Origin of the sequence: Wolbachia endosymbiont (group B) of Lycaena phlaeas (genome assembly GCF_947251875.1) — a bacterium.
In the GTDB taxonomy this organism is placed as follows: domain Bacteria; phylum Pseudomonadota; class Alphaproteobacteria; order Rickettsiales; family Anaplasmataceae; genus Wolbachia.
Genome location: NZ_OX366392.1, coordinates 839,673 through 859,100, shown reverse-complemented (window position 1 = coordinate 859,100; position 19,428 = coordinate 839,673). Strand labels below are relative to the sequence as shown.

Here is a 19,428-nt window from a genome sequence, read left to right as displayed (position 1 = left end):
AAAATTGTGTAGTAAAACTGGATCCCAGTGTCTAGGCAAACAACTGTACAGACATTGCGATATGGGGATAGCTTCCATTAAGAATGGTGTCATCCCAGTGCCCAGACACTGGGATCCAGAAGACTTAACTTTAAATAAGTGGCTGTATAATAAAAACTGGATTCCAGTGTCAAGCACTGACCATCCGCTACTCAAATTACCTGTATATTGCAATGTTCGTACACTGAAATGTTACAGCGCTGGGGTGACATTTCCCGAACGTGAACACAATTGTGAATCTAGTGGAGGTTTAGCATGATGAAAAAGACGATCAGCAGTGTATTTGCAAGAGAAATTTTAGATAGCAGGGGTTACCCAACAATTGAGGTAGAAATAGAACTATGTGATGGAGCAACAGGTAGAGCCGCTGTCCCTTCTGGGGCTTCGACCGGTAAACTAGAAGCATTGGAGCTGAGAGATCAAGATGAAAAAAGGTATTGTGGTAAAGGAGTGCTGAAAGCTGTTCAATCTGTGAGTGGAGTGATAGCAAATAAAATCATTGGCATGGATGCAGCAAACCAGAGTGCAATTGATAAAGTTTTAATTGAACTAGATGGAACAAAAAATAAATCTAAACTTGGAGCAAATGCAACTTTGGGTGTGTCTCTTGCTGTTGCAAAAGCAGCAGCAAACAGCTTTAAAATGCCGTTATATAAGTATTTGGGAGTAGGGGAAGAGCAGATGCCAGTTCCGCTAATTAACGTCATTAATGGTGGAGTACATGCAGATAATAAACTCGATTTTCAAGAATTTATGATTCTTCCGGTTGGTGCTGAAACTTTCAGTGAAGCAATCAGAATATCTGCAGAGGTATTTCATAACTTGCGCAGCATTCTTAAGAAAAAAGGTTATAGCACAAACGTAGGAGATGAAGGTGGTTTTGCACCAAACATTGGAAGCACTGAAGAAGCTCTTAATTTGATAATTCAGGCTGTTGAATCTGCCGGTTATTCGATGAAAAATCACTTTGCACTGGGTCTTGATGTTGCTGCATCTACTTTTTATGAAGATGGAGTTTATAAATTTGAAAACAGAGAACTCACTTCAGAGGAATTGGTTCAGTATTATTTTGACCTTGTAGGCAAATATCCAATAATTTCTATAGAAGATGCAATGAATGAAGACGACTATGAAGGTTGGAAATTACTTACTGCAAAATTGGGAAGTAAAATTCAATTAGTCGGGGATGATTTATTTGTTACAAATTGTGAACTAATAAGTAAGGGAATAAAGGAAAAAATGGCAAATTCTGTACTAATTAAACCAAATCAAATAGGAACACTTACGGAAACTTTTGCTGCTATTGAAATGGCAAAATCAAATGGCTATAGGGCTATTATTTCGCATCGCTCAGGTGAAACAGAAGATACAACGATATCCCACATAGCGGTTGCATCGAATTGTGGACAAATCAAGACTGGCTCGCTGTCGCGTTCTGATAGGCTTGCAAAGTATAATGAATTAATGAGAATAGAAAGTTCATTAGGAGAAAATGCTAAATATTATTGTGGGTTAGCATGGACTTCATAGACGAAGTTAAATTATATTTAAAAGCAGGTGATGGTGGCGATGGTTGCGCGAGTTTTCGTCGAGAAAAATTCGTTGAATTTGGTGGCCCAAACGGTGGTAATGGAGGCAGGGGAGGAGACATAATTTTCATCAGTGATGCAAATCTCAACACTTTGCTTAATTTTCGTTGTCGAAGACATATTAAAGCAAGTAGTGGAAAAAGTGGTACGAGTAGAGATAGATCTGGCACGGCAGGAAAAGATATTATACTTAAAGTTCCAGTTGGTACACAAATAATCGATGAAGAAAGTGAGGAAATAATAGTAGATCTTGATAAACCTGACATGGAATTTCAAGTAGTGAAAGGTGGAAAAGGTGGGCTTGGAAATACTAACTTTAAATCTTCCACCAATAGGGCACCAAGACATTTTACCCATGGTCAGCCCGGCGAAGAAAGAAACATAGTATTGAAGCTAAAAGTTTTATCTGATGTTGGCATTATTGGTATGCCAAATGTAGGTAAATCTAAATTTTTAACCCGCTGCTCGAATTCTGATACGAAAGTAGGCGATTATGAATTTACTACTATAAGACCACATTTAGGTGTAGCAAAAGTGGATTATAGCGAAATTGTAATAGCAGATATTCCTGGAATAATCGCTGATGCTCATCTTGGAGTTGGGCTCGGACACAAATTTTTAAAGCACATAGAAAGGTGCAAAATTTTACTGCATTTAATTGATGTAACGCGCGATGACGTTATCTCAGCTTATAATTGTACACATAATGAACTGAAGCTTTACAATAGCGACCTTATTAAGAAGGAAGAAACTGTTGTGTTAAACAAATGCGACTTATTGGAGGAAGCAGAAATTCTTGAGAAGAAGAATCATTTAGCCAATTATCTTGATAGAGAAGTACTGTGTTTATCAATCGACGATGATTTACAGCCCATTCTGAGGTTATTGAGTGAGAAAATGAAAAAAAGCGACCCTAAAAAAATTGATGTGTATGATCCTTTTAAGACATGAATTTTTTATTTAACAGTTGGTCACTTAAGGTAAATCCGATTCTTTCAGTATATTAAACACTGCAATTGACCTTGATCCCATCTTTAGCTATATTCACATTTGTAGGTGTCAATTCTTGGCTTGGGTAGCTTTGAATTTTCTTTAAGGACTTCGTATTGTCAATAAAAGCAACATCATTATGAGACCACATTTCTTTATGATCGAACATTCTTTTATTTAGAACTGCTACTAATTCACTTAGTGTAAGGTTAAATCTAATACCATCATTAGGGTCAAAAAATGTAAAATCATTGTTTCCATTCTTTCTTATTAACATAGAATGACCGTGAAATTGAGTTGTTGTTCTTTTAAAAGTGCAGAACTTGATATAATTTCCGGAACCAATACTATTAATATCTTTTTCAAGTATTTCTTTTTTTATACAATAAGACCCACTACTACTATTATAATTGATTATTTTTAGTTGATTAGGATATGTTAATATATTACAAGGATAAATTCCAAATAAAAATGCCAATGTTTTTTCGATTAAAGATGAGGTTTTTAATATGTGTGAATGTACTGTGTGTGTTTCTAGCTCACTGAGAATGTTTTCATATCTACTTTTTTCTGTAAGTTCTTGTGATGAGCCTATATCAAGTAGTAAATCGTGTTCAGTAACATAATTGCAAAGTATATCACATAACCCATCGAACTCTTTTTGAATTTTTGCAGTTAGGGGATATTTATAGTTAGAGGTTACATTTATTATGTCACCTTGTGAGAATTTTATATCTACTTTCTTTACATAGAGATTGTTTATATCAAGCACATTTCCCAATCTGTTAATGTTGTTTCTAATAGCATAATACATTGAAAAAATACCAACCACAGCAGATAATAGAGCAACAACACATAGAATAATGATTGTAGGTAACGTTAAACTTAAGGCAATCATGGGCATTACTGATGCTATGAAAGCTACACCAGCTATTGTTGAAATAACCAGAAGATTAGTATTACTTTTGTTAAAGATCTCTCTACTTTTCTTCATAAGAAGAAGATTTTAATACTAAGAACTAATTTATTATACTATATGTAGTAGTAAATATCAATAGAAATATTATTAATAAATCAAATTCTTTTATATAAGAAATAGGACTAGACGCTTAAAAAGCTTTTATCAAAAGCATTTGTGCTATAGAAACCTTATGTCTATTTTATTGCTAATTAAAATATATACAGCTGCAAAAAGAGCCAAATTTACCCTCATCGTAGGAAAGATTCAGAAAAAATGTAACGCACATACGACAGAGATTAAGCATATGTGTGCACCCATGTGCGCTGAAGAAGATACGCTACATTCTTTACTTAGTTTGATTATTTGATAGAAAAGTCTGCAGACCAAGATAGATTTTGAGCTCTAAAAATACCTCTACTGTGAGTATACTAAGATTAGATAAATAGGCGAAGTAATTTTTATATTAGTTTTTTAGTTGCCAATCAATTTGGAGTTCAATAACTTGACATTTATTCAATACTACTGTATAATAAACATGTGTATTTTTTATACACTATGGCAATAAAATTACCTTGTAATAGGTGTATTGGACCCGAGGGCAGTACTCGGCGCCTCCACCATATTTTTGATACGGGGGCGAATAAGGATCGACATGCATAGTAAAGATGGTACCTTTGCTCGGTTAGATACCACCGCTAAGAGTTCATAATTTAGATGCAAACGATAACTTTGCTGCCGAAGACAATGTTGCATTAGCTGCTTAATTTAGGCACTATAACTTCATTGCTATAAGCACGGTTTAGGGAACGCCGGGTAACAGAAGTTCCCCCAAACATGTAAGGGTTATATGGATAAAACAGATTATCAGAAGTCGCTTAGTTATGCTAAATTTCAAGTTATCAAAAAGGCTTTGAATACTATATTAGATAATGTTTTTACTCCTCACTTAGAAATAGTATTTTTTACGCGCTTTAATGGTGTTGTCATACCAGACTACTTGAAAGAATCATACCCTACTCAAATGCTTATTATATTACAGCATCAATTTTTTGGTCTAAAAGTTCTTGAAGATAAGTTTAGCGTCAGTTTGAGCTTTCGTGGAAAACAAGAACAAGTCACTGTACCGTTTTTTGCTATTAGTGAGTTTCATGATAAAATTTCAGGAGATATTTTAGTATTTAGCGTTGATTCTGATAAAGAATACGAAAGTGAAAAATGTGCTGAAAAATCATCAAATGGTAGTATTATATCTATAGATCAACTTTACGATAAGTAGTTGCTTAATTTTATAAATAAAAAATATTGTATCTGTTCAGGATATCGACAAGACCATAGAGTAAAAGTGAGTTTATAACAAATGGTATCATTTGAGTAGCTGACATTAGCTTTCACATAAAAAACGTTATAAAGCGCTTTCATGTTTACCAACTTAGTGCCAATCTGGATCCCAGTGTCTGGGCACTGGGATGACAACAAAGGGGCTACTTGAACAGAGGCTATTTAGGTAACAAGAGGTGACAAGAAAAGAAGCGCTGGTTTCATACGTACCTGAACACTTATCCTGCATGTAATAAACATGATCAAAAAGCTATTCATACAGTACACATCTCTCCGTTAATTTATCAATAAGTTTTTTATCCACGTGGAATCAAAGGGTATAATATCTTATAGCTTATTGTTTACACCTATTTCAGCATAAAAATTATTGTGGGGCTTGATTTTATACATATCACTACACATAATAGGTTTTAGTGTAAATTAGTAATATGCATCCAATCATATACTTACTTAACCTGTTACTTGATCTTTACAGCTTCGTTCTAATATGCTCAATTGCTCTCGATTTGTTGATTAAATTGAATGTAGTTAACATGTATAATGAGATTGTAAGCAGCATAATGCAAACTTTAAACAGACTCACTTATCCTCCACTAAAGGTTATCAGAAGGTATATACAACCATTCAATGGATTAGATTTATCCGTGATGATATTGATAATAGCAATTCACTTTGTAAAATATACAATTACTTATTACTTTAAGTAGATGTTAAAAAAACAGCTAAAATCAGCGATATACTTGTCACTATTAATGTATATATATATATCGGTTTTTAGCTATAATTATAAAGATCCATCCTTAAATACAGCTACAAATCAGGAAGTAACAAATTTGGGCGGAGTAGTAGGTTCATATTTAGCTGATATATTGGTTCAATTTCTTGGACTCGCTAGTATTACAATAGCTACAACCATAGTTTACTTTTTAATTTTCAGAGCATCATTGCTGAAAATTATCTACCTAACGTTAATCAATGTAGCAATATATGCTATATTGTCGCAACTTTCGCTTGGCATTACTGCTAGATACATGCACGGTGGAATAGTCGGTAATGCTCTAATTGACCACTGCCCGTTTTACATATTCACAGTAGTAGCATCAATAGGTATTGTAGGATTGATTGGTTGGAAGAGAACGGTTTATTCTTTGCTTTTCCTATGTAAAAAAATATTTTCCCTTTTTACAAAGGTTCTGTTTTTCAGGTTACGTAAAACTACTGATTATTCAATAGCACCATTAGTAGTAGAGGAAAAATATATAACCACTAAACAACAACCGAAAGAAAGAAAGAAAAAAGCTGCCGAAGAAATTGTTAAACCACCTTCTAGCGAGTTTGAGTTTCCAAGCATTCACTTACTTTCCAAAGCAGAAGAATCTTTGCAGAGAAAACAGTTGAATGCATTAGAGAGCAATAAGAATTTATCTCTGCTCGAACAGGTTCTGAGTGATTTTGGCGTGCAAGGAAAAATTATAAGTGTATGTTATGGACCGGTTGTGACTTTATACAAACTTGAACCACAAGCAGGTACAAAATCTGCAAGAGTGATTGGTCTTGCAGATGATATTGCACGTTCAATGAGTGCACTTTCTGCACGTATTTCAATAATTCGTGGACAAAATGCCATGGGAATAGAATTGCCAAACAAGGAGCGAGAGATTGTAATGCTGCGTGATTTACTTGAATCGCCAGAATACCAAAATGCAAACTTAAATCTTCCAATTGCGCTTGGCAAGGAAATAAGCGGAAAACCAGTTATTGCAGATCTGACTAAAATGCCCCACTTGCTTGTTGCCGGAACTACAGGGTCAGGTAAGTCGGTTGCAATTAACACGATGATTCTGTCGCTTGTTTATCGACTAAGTCCTGATGAATGCAAGATGATAATGATCGACCCCAAAATGCTCGAGCTTTCAATATATGATGCAATACCGCATCTAATAACGCCAGTGGTAACAGAGCCAAAAAAAGCTGTTATTGCTCTTAAGTGGATAGTGAAAGAGATGGAAAATCGCTATCGCATGATGTCATATTTAAATGTGCGCAATGTAATAAACTATAATCAAAAAATTACAGAAGCGATGAATAGCGGAATAGAGTTGGAGCGCGTTGTACAGATTGGCTTTAACTCAACAACGGGTAAACCTTTATTTGAAAAAATACCACTTAAAATGGAGACATTTCCGTATATTGTGGTGATCGTAGATGAAATGGCAGATTTAATGCTTGTTGCTGGCAAAGATATAGAATGCTCTATTCAACGTTTAGCTCAGATGGCTCGTGCTGCAGGAATACACATCATAATGGCAACACAACGCCCATCTGTAGATGTGATAACAGGTGTGATAAAAGCAAACTTTCCAACGAGAATTAGTTTTGCTGTTACTTCTAAGATAGATAGCCGTACAATACTTGGTGAACAAGGGGCCGAACAGTTACTCGGTATGGGTGATATGCTTTATATGGCCTCTGGTGGTAAGATTATTCGAGTGCACGGTCCATTTGTAAGTGATGATGAGGTGCAAAATATAGTTGATCATCTGAAAACGCAAGGTGAGCCAAACTACATGGAGGAAATCACTCAAGAAGATGAAAATTCTTTCGCGGAATCAGAAGGTGAAACAGAAGATGAAGAGAACGATCTATACAAGCAAGCAGTGGCCATCATTCAGAGAGATCAAAAGGTTTCAACTAGTTACATTCAAAGGCAACTTAGAATAGGCTATAACAGAGCTGCAAATATTGTTGAAAGAATGGAGAAAGAAGGTATTGTCAGTGCTCCGAGTTACTCAGGAAAGAGAGAGATATTGGTAGAATAACCCTTAACTTAAACCAAAGAAAGTTATTTTAAGATCAATAGATCTCTTGCATAACTGGAATTCAAAAGTTCCAGCGCATGACCAGATATTTCTTATTGGATCCCAGTTGTATAGTGTTTAATACTAAATTAACTACTAAAAACGTACAATAGTAATATATTAATTAGCTAGGGGGTTAAAAATGGGTATAACCAAATTTGTATTCGGTTTTGATAAATCGGATGTAACAGCATTGCAGGAAAGTCAAAATATTGATGCTAAAAAGTTTCAAGAAGTATTTAGCGCATTAAAAGAATGGCAAGAAGCTCAAAAGATAGATGCTAAACAGTTTGAAGAGGTATTTAGTGCATTAAAAGAGTGGCAAGAAGCTCAAAAGATAGATGTTGAGCAGTTTGAAAAAGTTTTTGGTGCATTAGAAGACAAGATTGGTACTGAGCAGTTTCAAGCTATGCAAGAGCACTTAAGCGGCTTGCAAGAAAAATTTACAGGCTTAGAAGAAAAAGTAGAAACATTTGCAGACATGGTAGGGGGACAAGAACAAGCAATACTAACTTGTGCCATAGTCAGTGCTGTTGCTGCAATAGCTGTAACTAGTTTTGTTGCATTCTGTATCTATCAGGGAGTTAAGCTTGATAAAGAGAAGAAAAACGACTTGTCTCAAGATATGCCAAGCGGAAAGTTTAATAATGTGAATGATACCGAAAAACTGAAGAATAACTTACAGCAAGGAAGAGTGTAATGCTCTTCTTGAAAGGGTGTTACGTAAAATTTGTAACACCTTAAATTTCCTTTAGATTATGTAGGTTTTGGTAGTAAATTTTTTAGAAAGATGTTTGTATTATAAAGTTGGTAGAGATTCTGATTTACTTGAAGTTTGTTAATTGGTATCTTTTAAAGCACAATATTCACTATAGTATGCTTAAGATCTTTTCTAAAGTTTTATTTATATTAATACTTTTGGTTTCTAGTTTCTTTACTGTACATAATGTTGAAGCGAAGTCTAAGGTAAAGTTCAGTAAGAGGTACATACCTCCTGGTAACCCTGGTGGTGCAAACTTTCATGCAGACGAGGATTTTGCTGAGTCATATAAACTGTATGAGAAGCGTAGGGAGCTCCTCAAGAAAAAAAAGTTACAAGATCTAGCTATGAATAAAGAAGATCTAATCAAAAAATTAAAAGAAAAAAAAATTGCTAGCCTTGATAACGAGCCAAACAACGTGGGAGCTTGCATAGTTGAAGATGGGGAGGATGCTATGATCAATCAGCATGGTATTAATCTTGCACGTTTAAAGGGTGCTGTATTTATAGATCAAGAGCCAGTTTCTCAGTATGAAAGTAAGCAGCATAAAAAAAGTGAACAACAAAAAGGGAAAAAAGTTACTTCAACACGAGAAAAAAAAGTTTCCCCTATAAATGTTACTATAAAAGAAACTCCATCAAGAAGAACGTGCTCTCATGATTCTATTACTGATCTAAATAGAACACCACAGCATAGTTTAAATGGTTCAAGTTCATTTGGCAGTGTAGTTGACACAGTAAAATAGTGTCACGATTAATAATATGCTAGATAGAGACCTGACATTGAGTGATGATGCATATGAGTCATCGCCGGTTTCCATGCATAAAACTCATACTGTAAAAGTTGGACAAGTGAAGATAGGTGGAAATAATCCTATAGTTGTTCAATCCATGGCACTTGGTGCACATATAGATTCTGACAACATAAAAAGTAGTGCTCAGAAATATGCAAAAGAAGTAATAGAACTAGCGCATGCAGGTTCAGAATTGGTGCGAATTGCTTTGAACTCAGAGGAAGTAGCAAAAGCAATACCTTATATAGTAGAGGAAATAAATAAAGAAGGCTTTGATGGTAAGATATTAGTAGGCTGTGGACAATATGAGCTCTACAGGCTGATTCAGGATTATCCAGACAACATTAAAATTCTGGGTAAAATTAGGATAAATCCAGGTAATATAGGCTTTGGTGATAAACGTGATGAAAAATTCGAAAAAATTATAGAGTATGCAATAACGCATGATCTTCCTGTCAGAATTGGAGTAAATTGGGGTAGTCTTGATAAGTACCTTTCACAAAAATTAATGGATGAAAACTCCTTATCTAGTAATCCAAAAACTTCTGATGTTATATTACGTAAGACGCTTGTAATGTCTGCTCTTGGTAGTGCAAAAAAAGCTGAAAAGATTGGCCTTAATGCAGAGAAAATAATCATTTCATGTAAAGTCAGTAGAGTGCAGGATTTAATTTTAGTTTATACGGCACTTGCAAAATCTTCCAATTATGCGCTGCATTTGGGTTTAACCGAAGCTGGTATGGGTAACAAAGGCGTAGTAAATACCACAGCAGGGCTTACTTATTTATTGCAAAATGGTATTGGAGACACTATCCGGGCTTCTTTAACTCAGCGCCCTGGTGAATCACGCACTAATGAGGTGGTAGTATGTCAGGAAATACTGCAGTCTATAGGTTTGCGCTACTTTAACCCTCAGGTGAGTTCATGTCCTGGTTGTGGACGCACAAGTAGCGATCGTTTTCGTATATTAACTGAGGAAGTAAATGGCTACATAAAAACTCATATGCCGGTATGGAAGAAAAAGAATCCTGGTGTAGAGTATATGAACGTTGCTGTTATGGGATGCATAGTAAATGGTCCTGGAGAGAGCAAACATGCAAATCTGGGGATCAGCCTGCCTGGGTATGGAGAAAAACCTGTTTCAGCAGTCTACAAAGACGGCAAATATTTCAAAACTTTACAAGGTGATAATATTTTTGAAGAATTTAAGGAAATTATTAGTGATTATGTGGAGAAGCATTACACATAAGCCTTTCACAAGTTTGTACTTAGACTACATTCTGTAAATTAAATGCAAAAATGGTATCTATTGAGTGGATGTCAAATTAGACAATAAAGAACGCCAATTTAAAAACTAGATAGTATCTGACAGGGTTCCTTTTGCCTTTTTTCTATTTGAGAAATTTTTTAATATTGAGATTGACTCTAAGTAGTATAGAGATGTTATTCCAGTATCAAGGACTGAAGTTTCCTGATCTACAATATTTGTACAGTTATGAAATAGACGTAATTTGACATAAAAAGCTTTACTTTTTGAAATTTTGGGTTACGTTTAATTTAACATATTTCAGTGGGGAATTTATTGTAGGTAGAAAGGAAGCTTTAAAAATATTAGGTTTTCAATCAAGCGATGCGCCCAGTGAACAAGAAATTAAATCAGCGTATAGAAAATTAGCCTTGAAATATCATCCTGATAAACATTCAGGTAAAAATGAGGTTGTGAAGAAACAAAATGAAGAAAAATTTAAGCAGCTAGGTTCTGCATATGAATTTCTTACTAAGGAAAGCATAGAAGAGGTTACAAATCTAACTGACGAAAATTTAAATGAAATTAATTCGCCTGGAGATTTGAGGTTTTACTTAAGTAGGGCTCTATATAATCAGGATATAAAGTTTCTTGAAAAGCTTTTTTCCAAATTCAAAAGCAGTAAAGATGGAAGATTTGGTGATTACATCAATGAAAAACTTATTTATATTTACTTTCCATTATCTATTGCTTTAATGCAAGCTAAAGATTCAAGAAATTATAGTATTTTGAAACTTCTTTTAGAAAATGGTGCTGATCCTAATATAAAGCTATTACATAATGAAGCTTCGTTATACTATTGTAGGGTTATCGATGACAGCAGAATTGTAGAGTTATTGTTACAATATGGTGCTGATCCTAATATGTTAGATAAAAATGGTAAAAATCCGTTGTTTAAAGCGTTTTTGTGTGATGATGATCATACTATGGAAATACTTTTGAAATATGGTGCTAATCCTAATATGTTAGATAAAAATGGTCGAGTTCCATTATATCAAGCAATCAATTGTGACAACGATAAACGCGAAAAATATGTAGAGTTGCTTCTAAAGTATGGTGCTGATCCTAATCAGAAGGTTAATGGCTCCAGAGTTATAGAGTGTGCTCCATATTTCACTAATAATGGTGTAATGAATTTGATTAAAACGCTTACTCTGCCATACGGTAACAATGATAAAGTTAAAAGGTTGATGGCTGAGTACGGTGGAGTTGATAGACGTTATCTACGTGATCAAACGATACTGACTTGTTGTTGCTTAACAGTAGCTTCTGCTACTTTTTTTAGTATAGCTTCTCCTTGGTGTTATATACCAACAGCAATATTTGCACTTGCCGCGTGTTTTTTCATTAAAAATGCTGTACATGCTGCATTTTTTGCAAAAGAACCTTCTACTGAGTTTACCGAAGCTAGAGCTTGTCCAGAGATTAGTAAAAGGCTATAATATCTAAAGTTTTAGTGCTGGGTAAAGATGAGAAAAAAGCATCCAGCAGACCTAAGTCAAAGGGAATGGACAAGAATAGAAAGCTACTCCAGAGTATCATACAGGAAAGGAGGAAGGTCGTCAAAGTATAGCAAAAGAGAAATATTAGAAGCAATTTTCTATGTATTGTGTATAGGTGTAAATGGCGGTATTTACTATGTGATGGGATACCAAGGAGAAAATTTAAAAAATCATATAAAGGAAGAATATGGTATGGATATTGAGATTGTCAAAAGGCCTTCATGTAGGTTCTAAGTCAACAAAGACACACCGCCTTAGCTACTACCAATGAGGGGTTTAAAGTGCAGCCAAGAAGGTGGGTTGTAGAAAGGACTTTTGCTTTAGGAATAGAAGACTATCGAAAGAATAAGATTTATTCACTGAAAATTTCATATATCTGGCTATGAGTAGAGTTATGTTAAGGAGAGAAATATGCTTGAATTTGCGAACAAGTTCTAATCATTAATGTTATACACGTTCTTTTCTTTTTCTATTCTCTCTTGTTCTTCAATACAATACATAGCAAGCGGATTAGCTTTAAGTCTTTCGACTCCTATTTCTTCTCCCGTTCCATCGCAGTAACCATAAATGCCTAATTTTATTTTTTCCAACGCCTCCTTAATTTTTTCTTTTCTATCTTTTCGGCGCTTAATTAATTCTCCATTTTCACTATCAGAATAAATACTACTATCTTCTAGATCTTGTTTCTCCAGTTCAGAGAGTATTGATTGTAACTTTAAGCTAAAGTATTCCAGTTGTTTTACGTTCATATATTCTTCATTTTCTGAAGGAACGTAATCTTCCGGTAACTTTATTTTTATTAATTTTTCCATAGCATTATCAATAAAATATATTAAAACTTATATAACTTGTAAACACAAAAAATTATACTACCCTCAAAGTAAACACTATAATTTATAATAAACATTTAAAATCCTGGTATGATTAGTTTGGTAAAAAAATTAGTAATAAATGATAATAATCTTACTTATATAGTATGTATTTTTATTATAATGTTAAGTTTATCTTCATATACACTTGAAAACAACAGTAAACAAGAAGTCATATTAACATTAACATGGATATGTGCTACATTTGTTTTGCAGATCTCTACAAATAATTTATTTACATCTGATTATCATGATGGAATATTAGAGCAAATCTTTTTACAGCCACTCTCTTCTAGGCTGATAGTTGCTTATAAAATCTTCGCTCACTGGTTGTTATTTGGGTTACCGATTTCAGTGATTTCTTTCATGTTCAGCTTTGCAATTCTAGGCAATAATATTGAACATTCAATAGCAGTTGGAGTGTCTTTATTATTTAATACGCTGATAATCATTAATATTTCAGCTACTGGAAATGCATTGATGATTGGTCGAAATAACTTAGCATCAGGAGTGTCGCAAATTCTTGTTTTGCCAATGATAATGCCAACTTTTGTATATTTCAAATTGCTAACTCAATTTGAAAATTTATCCTTGAATATTTATACACTACTAATCACCATCTTAGTTTTTGTCATTTTAATTGTTAACAGCACTATAACTACTCACATAGCATTAAAATTTGCTGTGGAGCAGGATTGAAAAAACTTACTAGTTATAGCCCTTCTCATAATAGTCCAAAAAGAGTAAGATATGGATTGATAGTAGTGGAAGGTAAGGATGCCAGTAGCAAATAGTTATGACTTAAGAAAAAAGGTAATGGAAGCATTGGATGAAGGAGAGAGTGGAGAAACTGTTGCCAAGAGATTTAAGATCGGAAAAACAACTTTATATGAGTGGAAGAAAAGACGTGAGAAAACGGGAGATTTTCAATCAAAAAAGCTTGGAAGCGTGGCATAAAATTACCGACTGGAATGCATTTGCCGAATTTGCAAATGAGCAAGGTGGCAAAACTCAGTCAGAGATGCTGGGGCAATATTAGTAGACAAACAATTCATCGAGCACTTAAAAATATAGGATTCACAAGAAAAAAAAGACCTACGGATATAAAGAAAGAAATGAAGAAAAGCGAGCTCAATTTTCAAAGGTTATAGCAACAAAAGAACCTAAAGAATTAGTGTATATAGATGAGTCTGGCATTGATAACACTGAACCTATGGGTATTGCCAGAAAGGACAGCGGTTTTATGCCCTAAAATCTGGAAAGAAAACTCAACGAATTAGCATGGTTGCAGCCTTAAGTGGAAGAAAAATAATTGCTCCGTTAACCTTTAAAGGCCACTGCAATATGGATATCTTTAATAAATGGTTTGAGCAGTTTCTGACACCGATTTTGGAACCTGGACAAACTGTTATCCTTGATAATGCTACTTTTCATAAGTCTAATAAGATTTGCTAAAGGAGTTGGTGCAGAAATTTTATATCTTCCTCCATATTCTCCAGATTTCAACAAAATTGAGCATTATTGGTTTGCTATAAAAAACAGAACCAGAAAAAACATTCCTTTATTCAAATCTTTTCGTCATGCTGTCGATTCTTCTTTCTTATGACCTTTTTGGACTATTATGGGAAGGGCTATATTTACTTGTATCTGCTTAGTTAAGGGTGTTAACTTAAGTAGAGATGGAGACATTAGACTTCTTGCATGAATTACAGCGTGTGAAACCATTATTGGATTTCAGACTGGCTGGTTATGCAAGAAATCTAATATCTATCGAAGAGTCAGAAACTTTTATAACTTACCTTTAATCAACCTAACCCATGCGTGCCAATCTCTCTCACCAAGATTGCTTTCGAAAGACAGAAGATCCTTTACGGCTTTTGAGCAAATTTCTTCACTTGGAATTGACAACTCCCTATTCATTGCTAGCATCAGGCATTGAGTTTTACAAGCTTGTTCTAAGTGATACGTATAAAACATTGCTTCTTGTATAGTCTGACCACATGTTATAGATCCATGATTGCGCATTAACATCACAAAATTTTCTTTCAAATCAGCTATTAATCTTTTTCCTTCTGTATCATCAAGTGCCAGGGAATTATAATCATGGTAAGATACCTTATTATAAAAGTGCAGCGCCCACTGACTTATTGGGAGTAATCCATCCTTGAGAGAAGAAACTGCTACAATAGAAGGTGTATGTAGATGAAAAATTGCTTGAATATCTTTCCTTGCTTGATAAATGAAGCCATGGATTACATAGCCAGTTTTATTATATTGATATTCTTTGCCTTCAATTATATTCCCATCAAACGATACTTTCATCAATGAACTTTCATCTACTTCATAAAAACGTATACCAAACGGATAAACATAAAATGACTTTTTATCTTCAGAACGTACAGAGAGATGAGTATACGTATGATCATCTAATTTAAGATAAGATAAAATTTGATAGGCGTTAACTAGGTCTCTTTTCAACTCACTATTTGTTAATAACATAGCTCTTGACTAAAATTTTCTAAAGATTTATACGTAAAAAAAAGTTTATTACAAACTAAAAGGTGAACCTACGTTAAAATACTAAGCACTTTTACTTGCCTTAGGTGATTAGAGTTTACATTTCTAGATTACATAGTATTTTAACTATAAAAGCGACTTTTTATGTAATGTTTCATATGTTTTAAAGCCTTGTTTTTATGTTATTATAATTGTAGGTTTTAATATTAAAAATAATATGATAAACGTTGAGATAAAAAAACAGCTAACAAAATTTTTCATATATATCACTGGTCTTCCAGGAAGTGGTAAACTTTCTACAGCAATAGTATTATCTAGTATGATAAATGCAGTAATTGTAAGTGGACTTGAATATAATCAAACTTCCAAAGAAGCTCGAGATAGAATATATAACACTACACATGTTATGTTTCAGGCAATAGAAGCCTATCCTATTGACTCAAAAAATTATATATTTGTTGATGAATTAATTAAAAATAATGATTACAACATAAGAATATATAACTCAGTAGTAGAACTTAGTAAAAAAATGAGCACAAAAATCCTCCCTATAGTACTTAGGTGCAATCCATTGATATTACAAGAGCGTACTATATCAAAAAAGCAAAGAAAAAATAGGAAGGTTACTAATATAAATAGTATTAAATTTAGGGAGGAAGATTTATTTGTACCACAAAATGCTATAGAGGTAGAAAATTCAAATATGAGTATAAAAGAAGTAGCAGAAGAAATAGTAAGTCAGATGTACAAACTTGGCCAAATTAATAGTGTTTACGCAATAGGCAACGATTTCATATACTGAGGCTCATTTAAATATAGAGCCTCAACTCCATTTAATTTTTGTTTATTTTTTAGTCTATAACGGACTAATAGCCCTGCATGGCTAGCATCCAACTTTGGTAAACTGCAATCCATATATGTAATGCAGTGCGTTTCAGGCTGGAGTTCACTTACTACAGCAGGATTTGATAGCGGTAACAAATTGAAATCAAATAACTGCGTATAAAACTTTTGATCATCTTCGATTATAGCTTTAATATTTTTTTTGCTATTTGTACAAAGTAGCGATATTGCATATGCTTGAGCTTCCAGGGCACTAACCCCATATAACGGCTTATTTGTAGCAAGATTTATACCTTGTGCAGTTGATATACCAACTCTGATTCCAGTAAAACTTCCTGGTCCAACTATCACTGCTAAATGGTCTATTTTATCGTAGCTGTAATTATGCTTATCAAACAAAGTATTCAGTATTTGAAAAAATGATTCTGCATGACTATTGTTTGCAGAATTGCGTTCTACAAAACAATTACCATCGTAATCAATTACTGCTATTGAACTACCAGCACCTACAGTATTAATTGCTAGAATGGACATCACTTAAGCTTATCATAGAGCTTTGTAAACATCATAGTGAACGCACCGTTACCCATAACATTTGCTGAAGTTATTATTGGGTCAAACACTATATACAATGCTGTAATTAATGAAAGCATCTCTGGGGAGAATTTAAGATACTTCTCAAGAACGGGCAACATTACCATAATCCCTCCCGCTGGAACTGCAACAATAGCAAATTTAAATAACAGAAAGTAGAGAAGGAAAGTCACATAGTCTGTTGCAGACAATGCACCACCAAAAGTCATTATCATTGATAGTATTATAATAAAAAAGCAATCACCTACTAAATGAAAGCTAGCGGTTATTGGCACAACAGACGATGCTATATCATGCTGCTTTACATTTTTTTTGCTTCCTTCAAGAGTAAGCGGCATAGCTGCATTACTAGACATTGTGCTCATTGCAGTAATAAATGCTGGTATCATATTACCTATACTAGCTATCCAGCTTGTGATCTTGAACGAATTTGCTGCTCCATATAAGAGAAAAACATAAAGGTAGGTTGCAGATGATATAATAATAAAAATTATTGAGTAATCCTTAAATATTATGGGTAAAACCTGATCATGTTCCATTTTTAAAGCAAGACCAAGTACAAACATTGGAATAATTGGCGTCAAAAATGTCTTCAAAATAAAGAGAGTTAAATCTAACATTTTGTTCGAGAGCTCTTTGCTTTTTTTTGGTAATATTGTGGACACTAATATGCTTAACACAAATCCACAAGCAAGGGCATAAAAATTAGAAAGCAATGCAGGTATCCTAAATGACCATAAAGGAACAATTGTTTCTTCATATGTTATATCTTGTATTGAATAAGTGTTTTGTGTGATGAAATGCCCAACAGAATAAGCTATTAAACTTGAAGCTAGATTCGACAAGAAAATCGTTATAATAAGTAACAATATAAACTTTATAGCCGACTGCTTAAGATTGTTAACACTACTAAAGATTAATGCAAAAACAATAAAAGGCATTATAAATAGTAAGATCTCTTTTATACTAAGGCTTATTGAATACAAGAAGGTTTTCACTTCCATTGGAACTAGATGACCAAAGAATACAACCGAAGTGATAACAGCAAGTAAGGTTAGTAATTGTAACATATTCTAATATAGCGATACCCTATGGAAATACATATGATAAATTAGCTGCTAAGTAAAGTAAAACTGCCTAGAATATTTGCATTACCTTCTAGTACTTGAATGAGATTTCAAATTACAACGTTTCCACAAAGTATATAATTAACATCCACACCTTTGGTCAAGTTCCATTCACGCTTTATTACATTATATTCCATACCAGTCATATCTTGTAGTGTTACATTGTTCTCTCTTAGATGATTTGCAATTTCTGATGGCTTGAGAAATTTATTCCAATTATGTGTGCCTTTTGGCAGCCAGTTTAATATGTACTCTGCGCCGACTATTGCAAGACAGAAGGATTTAATAGTTCTATTTATCGTCGATATAAAAATTAGCCCTTCTGGCTTCAACAGCTCTATTGCTTTTTTCATGAAAAACTCTAAATTATCGACATGTTCAACCACTTCCATCAACAAAACCACGTCATACTTCTTGTCATTGCTTAGCTCTTCAATGCTAGTGTGTGTGTATTCTATATTTAACCCTACTTTCTTCGCATGCAACTGTGCCACTTTTATGTTTTCCTCACATACATCTATTCCTGCAACGCTAATACCAATACGCGCCATTGACTCTGACAAAATGCCACCACCACAACCAACATCGAGCAATGATAGTTCTTTTAAATCGCATTTTTTTAATTCTTTTATTTTCTCAACGATGTATGATACTCTCACAGGATTCATCATGTGCAATGGCTTGAATTTGCCATTCTCATTCCACCATTCACCTGCTATTTTAGCGAATTTTGATATTTCATCTTCGTTATAAGTTTTTGTGGTTTTTTTCTTGCTAATATTGCTAAGTTTATCAAGGCGTTCTTTATGTCTACTTTCTTTTGAAAATTCTGTTTCGAGGAATTGTTTGACTATGTCTTTTGCTAATCCACTCGCAGTAAACCCTGCACCAAGACAAAGTATATTCGCGTTGCCATGCTCGCGAGCTAATTTTGCGATCTCAACACTATTACATAAAGCAGCGTAGATTCCTTCAAAACGATTTGCCACAGTACTCATGCCCAAACCTGTACCGCAAATTAATATTCCATAATTTGCTTTTTTGTTTGTTATATCTTCTACAACTTCAGCAGCATAGTCAGGGTAGTCTACACTCTTTTGTTCAGCAGTGCAGCCACGGTCTATCACTGTATAATCTAAAGTTTCCAAGTAAGCCTTTATTTCTGATTTTAGTTCATAACCTGCGTGGTCTGAAGCAACTGATATCACATCTGACATATAAGAAATTGCAACTTAAGGGTATTTATATGGGTAATTTATTTTGAGCTTTTTGTCAAGCTCTTCTGATCTTTCTGAATAAATTTCGAGTCAGATATGCATAAATTCTATATAATTTTTATCC

Annotated in this window: 17 protein-coding genes, 1 other RNA gene and 3 pseudogenes; 15 read left to right on the top strand and 6 right to left on the bottom strand. The window is 34.0% G+C overall.

Annotation, left to right across the window (positions count from 1 at the left end; all coding sequences use genetic code 11):
- Nucleotides 1–94 precede the first annotated feature (94 nt).
- The 3 genes and pseudogenes from OPR37_RS06325 to cgtA all read left to right on the top strand — a co-directional run.
- Nucleotides 95–228 (top strand): annotated as a pseudogene (locus tag OPR37_RS06325) (WPE palindromic element domain-containing protein); the annotation flags it as partial.
- A gap of 66 nt (nucleotides 229–294) precedes the next feature.
- Nucleotides 295–1,569: a phosphopyruvate hydratase gene (gene eno / locus OPR37_RS03870; protein ID WP_264684809.1), complete on the top strand. Its 1,275-nt coding sequence runs from the start codon at nucleotides 295–297 to the stop codon at nucleotides 1,567–1,569.
- On the top strand, nucleotides 1,557–2,579 hold the full coding sequence (gene cgtA / locus OPR37_RS03865; protein ID WP_254229611.1) for an Obg family GTPase CgtA: 1,023 nt from the start codon (nucleotides 1,557–1,559) through the stop codon (nucleotides 2,577–2,579). Before eno ends, cgtA begins: the two co-directional genes overlap by 13 nt.
- Nucleotides 2,580–2,631: 52 nt before the next feature.
- Here cgtA and OPR37_RS03860 read toward each other — a convergent pair whose 3' ends face one another.
- Nucleotides 2,632–3,612 (bottom strand): hypothetical protein, encoded by a 981-nt coding sequence (locus OPR37_RS03860; RefSeq protein ID WP_264684808.1) that lies wholly within the window; start codon nucleotides 3,610–3,612, stop codon nucleotides 2,632–2,634.
- A 465-nt stretch (nucleotides 3,613–4,077) separates the two neighbouring features.
- Here OPR37_RS03860 and ssrA point away from each other — a divergent pair.
- The 9 genes and pseudogenes from ssrA (at nucleotide 4,078) to OPR37_RS03815 (ending at nucleotide 12,582) form a co-directional block, all read left to right on the top strand.
- Nucleotides 4,078–4,410: a transfer-messenger RNA gene (gene ssrA / locus OPR37_RS03855) on the top strand.
- Nucleotides 4,411–4,426: 16 nt separating this feature from the next.
- Complete coding sequence (locus OPR37_RS03850; RefSeq protein ID WP_213863728.1) at nucleotides 4,427–4,855, top strand: ClpXP protease specificity-enhancing factor SspB; 429 nt, start codon at nucleotides 4,427–4,429, stop codon at nucleotides 4,853–4,855.
- Between the two features lie 490 nt (nucleotides 4,856–5,345).
- On the top strand, nucleotides 5,346–5,624 hold the full coding sequence (locus tag OPR37_RS03845) for a YggT family protein (RefSeq protein ID WP_012481756.1): 279 nt from the start codon (nucleotides 5,346–5,348) through the stop codon (nucleotides 5,622–5,624).
- Nucleotides 5,625–7,736 carry a DNA translocase FtsK gene (locus tag OPR37_RS03840; RefSeq protein WP_012481755.1) on the top strand — a complete coding sequence of 704 codons (2,112 nt, stop codon included), beginning with the start codon at nucleotides 5,625–5,627 and terminating at the stop codon, nucleotides 7,734–7,736.
- Between the two features lie 181 nt (nucleotides 7,737–7,917).
- The gene (locus OPR37_RS03835) at nucleotides 7,918–8,475 is read left to right on the top strand and encodes a hypothetical protein (RefSeq protein WP_007302667.1); all 558 of its coding nucleotides are present in this window, start codon (nucleotides 7,918–7,920) and stop codon (nucleotides 8,473–8,475) included.
- Between the two features lie 176 nt (nucleotides 8,476–8,651).
- Entirely contained in the window at nucleotides 8,652–9,281 is a 630-nt protein-coding gene (locus tag OPR37_RS03830; RefSeq protein WP_012481754.1) for a TRP75-related protein, read from the top strand.
- Between the two features lie 73 nt (nucleotides 9,282–9,354).
- Nucleotides 9,355–10,578: a flavodoxin-dependent (E)-4-hydroxy-3-methylbut-2-enyl-diphosphate synthase gene (gene ispG / locus OPR37_RS03825; protein WP_264685037.1), complete on the top strand. Its 1,224-nt coding sequence runs from the start codon at nucleotides 9,355–9,357 to the stop codon at nucleotides 10,576–10,578.
- A 332-nt stretch (nucleotides 10,579–10,910) separates the two neighbouring features.
- Nucleotides 10,911–12,077, top strand: coding sequence for an ankyrin repeat domain-containing protein (locus OPR37_RS03820; protein ID WP_373051521.1), 1,167 nt, complete (start codon nucleotides 10,911–10,913; stop codon nucleotides 12,075–12,077).
- 27 nt (nucleotides 12,078–12,104) lie between these two features.
- A pseudogene (locus OPR37_RS03815) lies at nucleotides 12,105–12,582 on the top strand (transposase).
- Here the strand turns inward: OPR37_RS03815 and OPR37_RS03810 are convergent.
- Nucleotides 12,572–12,949: a TraR/DksA family transcriptional regulator gene (locus OPR37_RS03810; RefSeq protein ID WP_007302671.1), complete on the bottom strand. Its 378-nt coding sequence runs from the start codon at nucleotides 12,947–12,949 to the stop codon at nucleotides 12,572–12,574. The pseudogene OPR37_RS03815 and the gene OPR37_RS03810 overlap by 11 nt on opposite strands.
- Nucleotides 12,950–13,057: 108 nt before the next feature.
- Here OPR37_RS03810 and OPR37_RS03805 point away from each other — a divergent pair, with 108 nt between their 5' ends.
- Both OPR37_RS03805 and OPR37_RS03800 read left to right on the top strand, forming a co-directional pair.
- A complete protein-coding gene (locus OPR37_RS03805) occupies nucleotides 13,058–13,705 on the top strand; it encodes a heme exporter protein CcmB (RefSeq protein WP_007302672.1) in 648 nt (215 codons plus the stop codon).
- 78 nt (nucleotides 13,706–13,783) lie between these two features.
- Nucleotides 13,784–14,612: pseudogene (locus OPR37_RS03800) on the top strand (IS630 family transposase).
- Between the two features lie 182 nt (nucleotides 14,613–14,794).
- On the opposite strand, the gene OPR37_RS03795 reads toward OPR37_RS03800, so the two are convergent.
- The gene (locus tag OPR37_RS03795) at nucleotides 14,795–15,505 is read right to left on the bottom strand and encodes a class II aldolase/adducin family protein (protein ID WP_007302673.1); all 711 of its coding nucleotides are present in this window, start codon (nucleotides 15,503–15,505) and stop codon (nucleotides 14,795–14,797) included.
- 235 nt (nucleotides 15,506–15,740) lie between these two features.
- On the opposite strand from OPR37_RS03795, the gene OPR37_RS03790 reads away from it, so the two are divergent.
- A complete protein-coding gene (locus OPR37_RS03790) occupies nucleotides 15,741–16,325 on the top strand; it encodes an adenylate kinase family protein (RefSeq protein ID WP_019236376.1) in 585 nt (194 codons plus the stop codon).
- Here the strand turns inward: OPR37_RS03790 and tsaB are convergent.
- The 3 genes from tsaB to ubiG form a co-directional block, all read right to left on the bottom strand.
- Nucleotides 16,295–16,900: a tRNA (adenosine(37)-N6)-threonylcarbamoyltransferase complex dimerization subunit type 1 TsaB gene (gene tsaB / locus OPR37_RS03785; RefSeq protein ID WP_007302675.1), complete on the bottom strand. Its 606-nt coding sequence runs from the start codon at nucleotides 16,898–16,900 to the stop codon at nucleotides 16,295–16,297. The genes OPR37_RS03790 and tsaB overlap by 31 nt on opposite strands.
- Nucleotides 16,900–18,030 (bottom strand): cation:dicarboxylate symporter family transporter, encoded by a 1,131-nt coding sequence (locus OPR37_RS03780; protein WP_007302676.1) that lies wholly within the window; start codon nucleotides 18,028–18,030, stop codon nucleotides 16,900–16,902. Before OPR37_RS03780 ends, tsaB begins: the two co-directional genes overlap by 1 nt.
- A gap of 107 nt (nucleotides 18,031–18,137) precedes the next feature.
- Nucleotides 18,138–19,304 (bottom strand): bifunctional 2-polyprenyl-6-hydroxyphenol methylase/3-demethylubiquinol 3-O-methyltransferase UbiG, encoded by a 1,167-nt coding sequence (gene ubiG / locus OPR37_RS03775; protein ID WP_052264730.1) that lies wholly within the window; start codon nucleotides 19,302–19,304, stop codon nucleotides 18,138–18,140.
- Between the last annotated feature and the right edge of the window lie 124 nt (nucleotides 19,305–19,428).